Annotated in this window: 7 protein-coding genes and 1 pseudogene; all 8 read right to left on the reverse strand. The window is 73.1% G+C overall.

The window, feature by feature from the left end; translation table 11 throughout:
• The coding region (locus tag MNZ29_RS23135; protein WP_242356952.1) for a YifB family Mg chelatase-like AAA ATPase at window positions 1-1306 on the reverse strand (1306 nt) is incomplete at its 3' end.
• A gap of 311 nt (window positions 1307-1617) precedes the next feature.
• Complete coding sequence (locus MNZ29_RS23140) at window positions 1618-3174, reverse strand: tetratricopeptide repeat protein (RefSeq protein ID WP_242341456.1); 1557 nt, start codon at window positions 3172-3174, stop codon at window positions 1618-1620.
• A gap of 299 nt (window positions 3175-3473) precedes the next feature.
• Entirely contained in the window at window positions 3474-4073 is a 600-nt protein-coding gene (locus MNZ29_RS23145; RefSeq protein ID WP_242341457.1) for a hypothetical protein, read from the reverse strand.
• A 115-nt stretch (window positions 4074-4188) separates the two neighbouring features.
• Window positions 4189-4776, reverse strand: a complete 588-nt coding sequence (locus tag MNZ29_RS23150) for an ATP/GTP-binding protein (protein ID WP_242341458.1) — start codon at window positions 4774-4776, stop codon at window positions 4189-4191.
• A 2-nt stretch (window positions 4777-4778) separates the two neighbouring features.
• Window positions 4779-5258: a roadblock/LC7 domain-containing protein gene (locus MNZ29_RS23155; protein WP_242341459.1), complete on the reverse strand. Its 480-nt coding sequence runs from the start codon at window positions 5256-5258 to the stop codon at window positions 4779-4781.
• 169 nt (window positions 5259-5427) lie between these two features.
• Window positions 5428-6024 carry a recombination mediator RecR gene (gene recR, locus MNZ29_RS23160; RefSeq protein ID WP_242341460.1) on the reverse strand — a complete coding sequence of 199 codons (597 nt, stop codon included), beginning with the start codon at window positions 6022-6024 and terminating at the stop codon, window positions 5428-5430.
• 2 nt (window positions 6025-6026) lie between these two features.
• Window positions 6027-6338: a YbaB/EbfC family nucleoid-associated protein gene (locus MNZ29_RS23165; RefSeq protein WP_242341461.1), complete on the reverse strand. Its 312-nt coding sequence runs from the start codon at window positions 6336-6338 to the stop codon at window positions 6027-6029.
• 18 nt (window positions 6339-6356) lie between these two features.
• Window positions 6357-6921, reverse strand: a pseudogene (locus MNZ29_RS23170) (DNA polymerase III subunit gamma/tau); the annotation flags it as partial.

Below are 6921 nucleotides of genomic sequence, written 5' to 3' on the forward strand. Positions count from 1 at the left end.
GCAGGCGGGCGTTCACGTTCGCCCCGCGCCCGCCGGCGCGCCCCCGCTGCACCTCGCGCGCGCGGGCGACCCGGGCGCGCGCCTCCGCGCTCGTCGGCCCGCTGGCCGCGGCCTCGCCGAGCAGCGGGGTGGCGAGGGCGGGCACGTCCACGTGCAGGTCGATCCGGTCGAGCAGCGGCCCCGAGATGCGCCGCCGGTAGCTGAGCAGCTCGTGCGGCGTGCAGTGGCAGCGCCTCCGCCGGTCGCCGTGGTAGCCGCACGGACAGGGGTTCATCGCGGCGACGAGCGTGAGCTCGGCGGGGTACGTGACGCTCCGGCCGGCCCGCGCGATCGTGACCTCGCCGTCCTCGAGCGGCTGCCGCAGCGCCTCGAGGACGTGGCGCCGGAACTCGGGGAGCTCGTCGAGGAACAGGACGCCCTGGTGCGCGAGCGAGACCTCGCCAGGCCGCGGGACGCTGCTGCCGCCCACGAGGCCGGCGTCGGAGATCGAGTGGTGCGGCGCGCGGAAGGGGCGATCGGCGAGGAGGCCGCGGTGGCGGGTGAGCCCCGCGACGCTGTGGACCACGGTCGCCTCGAGCGCCTCCTCGAACGCGAGGGGCGGGAGGAGCGTCGGCAGGCGGCGGGCGAGCATCGTCTTGCCGCTGCCCGGCGGCCCGAAGAAGAGCAGGTTGTGGCCCCCCGCGGCGGCGATCTCCAGCGCCCGCTTCGCGTTCTCCTGGCCCGTCACGTCGGCGAGGTCGACGGGGACGCCCGGGGGCGGCGCCGGCACCGCCCCCGGCGGCGGGAGGAGCTCCGCCGAACCGCGCGTCCAGGCGACCACGTCGCCGAGGTGACCCGCGGACAGGATCTTCACGCCCTCCACGATCGACGCCTCGAGCGCGTTCGCCTGCGGGACGACGATCGCGAGCGCGCCCGCGCGGCGCGCCTCGATGGCGAGCGGGAGGACGCCGCGGACGGACTTCACCTCGCCCGAGAGGGCGAGCTCGCCGACGAAGTGGACCCTCGCCAGCGCGTCCGCGGGGACCTCCTCCACCGCCGCGAGCACGCCCATCGCCATCGGCAGGTCGAAGCCGGTGCCGTCCTTGCGCAGGTCCCCCGGCGCGAGGTTCACGGTGATCCGCTTGTGCGGCAGCTTCACGCCGAGGTTTCGCACCGCCGCGGCGACCCGGACCTTCGCCTCCTGCACGGCGCCCGTGGCGAGCCCGACGAGGTGGAAGCCCGGCATCCCGAGCGTCGCCTCGACCTCCACGTCGACGGGGATCGCCTGCACGCCGAGCACGGCGCCGGAGCGGATGCGGACCAGCATGCACGGACGTTCAGCAGGGGCCGTGCCAGCGCCGGATCGCTGCTGGGCGCGCGCGAGAGGAGCTTCCCCGGCCCGCCGCGCGCTCGCGCCGGACGCGCCGCGGACGCTCGCGAGCGCGGAACGCCCGGGCCGGCGTCGGCGTCGGCGGGCGGCGGGCGGCGAGCCGCAGCGCTCGCGCGAGCGCCGCGTCGAGCATGCCGGCCGATCGGGGCGCGGCCCCGCGAAAGCACCGCGCCCGCGCCCTCCCATTCACGGGAGCGGCGCGGGCGCGGGGTGAGGCTCCGGGCGCCGCGGCGCGGCGCGCGGCTTCGCTACTTGGCCATCCGGCGCTTCGCGTCGTCGACCTGGCTCTTCGCGACCGTGTCGGTCACGCCCTTCATCGCGACGGCGGCGGCGTACGCCTCCTTCGCCTTCGCCTTCTGCTTCGCGTCCTCGAAGAGGCGCCCGGCGCGGTACAGCGCCCGGGCGGCGACGTTCGCGTCGGCGGACGCGCACTTCTCGTCCTTGCCGAAGACGACGTAGCGCTCGGCGGCCGGCGCCAGCTTCTTCGCCATGTCGAGCTCGGAGGCGACGTTCTGGAGCGCCACGCAGCGGTTCGGCGACTCGGGGTTCTTCTGCAGGAACTCCTCGTACATCTTCGCCGCGCCCGTGTGGTCGTTCTTCTTCGACTTGTAGACGGCGAGGAGGAGCATGTTGTTCGGCGCGACCCTCGAGTCGCCGTACTCCTTCAGGATCCGCTCGCGGACCTCCGCGGCGCGCTCCACCTTGCCCGCCTTGTCCCACGCGACGGCGGCGTTGTGCAGCGCGTTCGCGGCGTCGCCTCCCTTCGGATCGGACGCGAGCTTCTCGAACGCCTGGGCGGCGTCCGCGGGCTTGCCCTCGTCGAGGAGCTTCTGCGCGGCGGCGAACTGGGTGCCCGCCTCGGCCCGGGAGAGCGACTCGGTCACCTTGGCGAAGCTCTCCTTCTCCTTCGGGTCGGTCGCCTTCTGCACCTGCGCCTCGACCAGCTGGCGGACGCGCGCGACCTCGGCCTGGTAGCCCGCCTCGTCGTTCGCGTAGAGGAAGGTCTGGAGGTACAGCGGGACGGCGCTCTCCAGCACGTCGGCCTCGTTCGGCCAGCGCTTCAGGATCTCGTCGAAGCGGTGGCGCGCGTCCTCCATGTTGTCGAACGCGTACTCCACCTCGGCGCCGATGAGCGCGAGCTGGGCGGGCGGGAGACCGCCACGGCGCTCGGCGGCGGGCTTCTTCAGCTCGGGGTCGGCGTCGAGGTTCTGCAGGTACACGTCGGTGGCGTCGACGAAGCGCTTCCACTCGCCCGGCGGGACGCGGGGCTTGAGCGGCTCGCCGCGGCGCTGATCGGCGTTCGCGAGCTTGATCGGCTCGAGCTGGTTCGCCTTCACCTTCTGGTTGGCCGCGTTGAGCCAGGCGCCGGCCGCGAGCCGTCCGGCGACAGCCTTGGACGCCGCGTCCGCCTCGGGGTCGGACGCGACCTTCTGGGCCTGCTCGGCGGCGCGCTCGAACTGCATGCCCTGCATGAGGAGCTCGGCGGCGCGGTAGCGCACCGGCATCCGCCACTCGGAGGACTGGAACTGGTCGGCGAACTGCACGTAGTTCTCGGCGGCGGTGGTCCACTCCGCGCGCGCCTGGTCCACGTTGCCGGACTGCTGGGCGACGAGCCCCCGCTCGTAGTGCGTGCGCGCGTCGCGGATCTTCCCGCGCTCGGCATCGTCGAGCTGGCTCTCGGCGGGGAGCTTGTAGGTCGCCGGGTAGAACCGCGAGGCCCGGCCCTTGCCGCCGCCGCCGCCGCCCGTCGCGCAAGCCGTGGCGAGAGCGATGAGGACGATCGAGATCCGCATCTTGGAAGTCATGTCGTGCACCTCTCTGGCTACCGTTTTGATCCGTGCCGCCCCGGGCTCGCCCGTCGCACGGCGCCCCTCCGAGACCGGTGCCGCCTCGCGGCGGGCGCAAGGCCCGGCCGACCGACGACGCGCACCTGCCGAACGAAGGTGGCGTAACATACCGCGCTCGGCGCGCGGCGCCTCGTTCCGTTTATCGCGTTCCCGCTCCTGCGGCACGCGCGATCCTCGGAGGCCGGAGGAGGACCGCCCCGACCGGTACGCGGCGCGGCGTACCGTCGCCGGTGACCGGGGCACGCGTACACGACGGGTCACGGCCGGGCAGGGTCGCCTTCGGCGGGAGCGCCCTCGGCGGCCGCCTCGCCCTCGACCACGAGCTCGAACCGGACCGCGGCGCGCTCCTCCTCCGCCTCCGGACCGCCGCGGTCGTAGGTGACGAGCGTGACGCGTGTGACCATCCCCGGCCGGGCGTCGAAGGCGTAGGACGAGCGAACGTCGAGCCGCCGAGGCGTGCCGTCCGGGCTCGAGCGCACGCGGTACACGAGCTCCGCGGAGACCCGGTGCGCGCCCGCGGCCACCCGTCGATCGAGGATCTCCGCCGCCACCCCTCGGGCGGTGGCCGTCGGCGGCGGCGCGTCGGGCGCCGCGCCGTCGAGCGCGTACGAGGCCGACTCGAGCGCGTAGGCGGGACCGAGCTCGTCGCGGTGGAGGAGCACGGCGCGCGTCCCCGCGGCGAGCTCCGCCCCCACCCGCTCGTAGAGATCCCGCAGCCGCGCGTTCGCCGGCGCGAGCTTGCCGTGCAGGCCCGAGACCCGCTCCTCGAGCGTGCGCACCGGGGGCGGGGCGTCCTGCGCGGTCACGAGCGCCGGGAGCGCGACGGCACCGAGGGCGATGAGGCACCGGACTCGCACCGCGTCGCTCCCCTCCCCGAGCCGAGCGCGCTCCGTTTCCGGGTCGCGTTCGACTCTGGGTCGTTATAGCACGCGGAGACCGCCCGGCCTCGGCTCCGGCGGGTGGAACGAGGGGCTAAGCGCCCCGCTTCAGCTCGGTCAGGACGAGCTTCGCGACCGCCTTGAGGGTGTCGAAGACGCCCACGCCGGTCGGCGCGACCGCCTGGTACTCGGGGACGCCGCGCGGGTTGATGAGCCGGCGCAGCTCGTCGACCGTGGCGACGTTCGGGAGGTCGCGCTTGTTGTACTGGACGACGTACGGGATCTTGTCGAGATCGTAGCCCTGCTCGCCGAGGTTCACGCGCAGGTTCTCGACCGACTCGAGGTTCGCCTCCATGCGCTCGATCTGCGAGTCGGCGACGAACACCACCCCGTCGACGCCCTTCAGGATGAGCTTGCGGGAGGCGTCGTAGAACACCTGGCCCGGCACCGTGTAGAGGTGGAAGCGGGTCTTGAAGCCGCGGATCTCACCGAGCGACAGCGGCAGGAAGTCGAAGAAGAGCGTCCGCTCCGTCTCGGTCGCGAGGGAGATCATCTTGCCCTTCGCGTCGGGGTTGGTCTTCGCGTAGACGTACTGGAGGTTCGTCGTCTTCCCGCAGAGACCCGGGCCGTAATACACGATCTTGCAGTTGATCTCGCGCGAGCTGTAGTTGATGAAGCTCATGATCACTCGCTGAAGAGGTTGTCGATGTCGTCGTCGGTGATCTCGGCGAACGGGCTCGCCGCGCCAGGCGCCGTCTGTTTCTTCGCGAGCCCGTCGAAGACCTTCCCGAGCTCCTCGCCGGCCTTCTTCACCCGGAGGCGCACGAGCCCCAGGGAGCTCTTCGCGTCGAAGATGACGACGAGCACCACCCGGCCGCCCACGATGCTCATGTGGAGCGACTCGCGCTCCCCCTCGTGGAACTGGTTCGGGAACTCCTTCTCGCCGATGAGCTTCGCGAGGCCGCCCATGGCGGCGACGTTCCCCGCGGTGAGCGAGGCGAGCGAGGTCGTGTCGAGGTTCTGCGCCTGTCCGCTCGAGGAGATGAGCTGACCGTTCTTGTCGACGAGGAAGACGACCTTGGCGTTCGCGTCGCGGGTGAGCCGATCGCAGATCCCGGCGATGAGCCGGAACTCCTCCTCGTACATCACCAAGCCGGAATTCATGCGCGCTGGGCTCCGCGAAGGTCCGAGTCCATGGCGAAATACCAGGGAACCTCGCCCCTTTCAATCCGGCGGCCACGGCGCCGCGAGCGGTGTAGCCGGCTGTCGCATGGTTCGACGGGCTCACCATGAGCGTACGTCGACCGGGCCCCGCACGAACCGAGCGATGCGCTCAGAGCTCGCGGCGACCGGCGAGCGCGCGCGCCAGCGTCACCTGGTCAGCGTATTCGAGATCACCGCCCATGGGAATTCCTTGAGCGATGCGGGAGACCTTCACCCCGAGCGGCTTCAGGAGCTTCGAGAGGTACAGCGCGGTCGCCTCTCCCTCGACGTCGGGGTTCGTGGCGACGACGATCTCGTCGGCGGGCTCGCGCTCGAGCCGCACGAGGAGCTCGCGGATCTTGAGCTCCGAGGGGCCGATCCCGTCGAGCGGCGACAGGGCGCCGTGGAGCACGTGATATCGGCCGCGGAACTCGTGGGTGCGCTCGATGGCGAGGAGGTCGGGGACGCCCTCGACGACGCAGATGACCCTGGGATCGCGCCGCGGGTCGGCGCAGACGGCGCACGGGTCCTTGTCCGTGAGCGTCTGGCAGCCCGAGCAGAGCCGGACGTCGCGGACCACCCCCGCGATGGCGCCGGCGAGCTCGCCCGCGTAGGCCGGACCGGCCTTGAGGATGTGGAACGCGAGGCGCTGGGCGGTCTTCTCGCCGATGCCCGGCAGCCTCGCGAGCTCCTTCACGAGCCGTGCGATGGGATCCGCGACCGCCATGGCTACCCGACGACCCCGGGGATCTTGATGCCGCCGGTCGCCTTGGACAGGTGCTCGTCGGCCGCGGCGCGCGCCTTCTCGACGGCGGCGTTCACGGCGGCGGTCAGGAGGTCCTCGAGCATCCCCTTGTCGGCGGGATCGACGGCCTTCGGGTCGACGACGAGGCGGGTCACCTCGCACTTCCCGTTCATGGTGACCTTCACGAGCCCCCCGCCGCTCTCGGCCTCGACCGAGACCCCGGCGAGCTGCTCCTTCGCGTCGGCCATCGCCTTCTCGAGCTTCTTGGCCTGACGCATGAGGTACTGGATGTCCATTCGTCGCTCCTGGAGCCGCTAGAGCTCCTCGATCTTCTCGATGCCGCCCTCGAGGATGCGCGCGGCCTCGCGGATGTTGGGGTGGTTCCGGGCGGCTTCACGGACGCTCGCGCTGCGCGCCTGGCGCTCGGCGGCCTCCGCCGCGGCGATCGACGCGGGGGGCGGCGTCGGGGCGCGCGCGTCCGGCGCGGCCTGCGGCGCGTCGGCGGGCACCGCGCCGACCGAGATCGCGAGCCGCGCGGGGCCGCCGAGGAAGCGCGCCAGCACCTCCTCCACCTCGGCGCGGCGACGCTCGACGCTCTTCGCGAGGAAGTCCGTCGGCATGACGATGGCGACCTCGCCGTCGCGGATGCCGCGGAGCGCCGCCTGCTTCAGCATCGGCGCGGCGACCGGGCTCACCTTCTCCACCTCGTCCACCGCCGCGCGCCAGCGCTCCGCGTCGGAGCCGTAGGCGGCCGAGGCTGCGGCCGGGCTCGCGGGGGCGGTCGCCGCCGAGGTGGGGGCCTCGGCGGGCGCCGTGACCGGGCCCGGCAAGGGCCGCCAGGCGGCTGGCTCGGACCCGGCGGCGCAGCCCGGCGTGCCG

Source organism: Anaeromyxobacter sp. SG64 (assembly GCF_022690745.1).
In the GTDB taxonomy this organism is placed as follows: Bacteria; Myxococcota; Myxococcia; order Myxococcales; family Anaeromyxobacteraceae; genus Anaeromyxobacter; species Anaeromyxobacter soli.

What these genes read in the sequence shown, in the direction of transcription:
- MNZ29_RS23140 (WP_242341456.1), bottom strand. Translation starts at nt 3,174, where the DNA reads ATGACTTCCAAGATGCGGATCTCGATCGTCCTCATCGCTCTCGCCACG.
- MNZ29_RS23150 (WP_242341458.1), bottom strand. Translation starts at nt 4,776, where the DNA reads ATGAGCTTCATCAACTACAGCTCGCGCGAGATCAACTGCAAGATCGTG.
- MNZ29_RS23155 (WP_242341459.1), bottom strand. Translation starts at nt 5,258, where the DNA reads ATGAATTCCGGCTTGGTGATGTACGAGGAGGAGTTCCGGCTCATCGCC.
- recR (WP_242341460.1), bottom strand. Translation starts at nt 6,024, where the DNA reads ATGGCGGTCGCGGATCCCATCGCACGGCTCGTGAAGGAGCTCGCGAGG.
- MNZ29_RS23165 (WP_242341461.1), bottom strand. Translation starts at nt 6,338, where the DNA reads ATGGACATCCAGTACCTCATGCGTCAGGCCAAGAAGCTCGAGAAGGCG.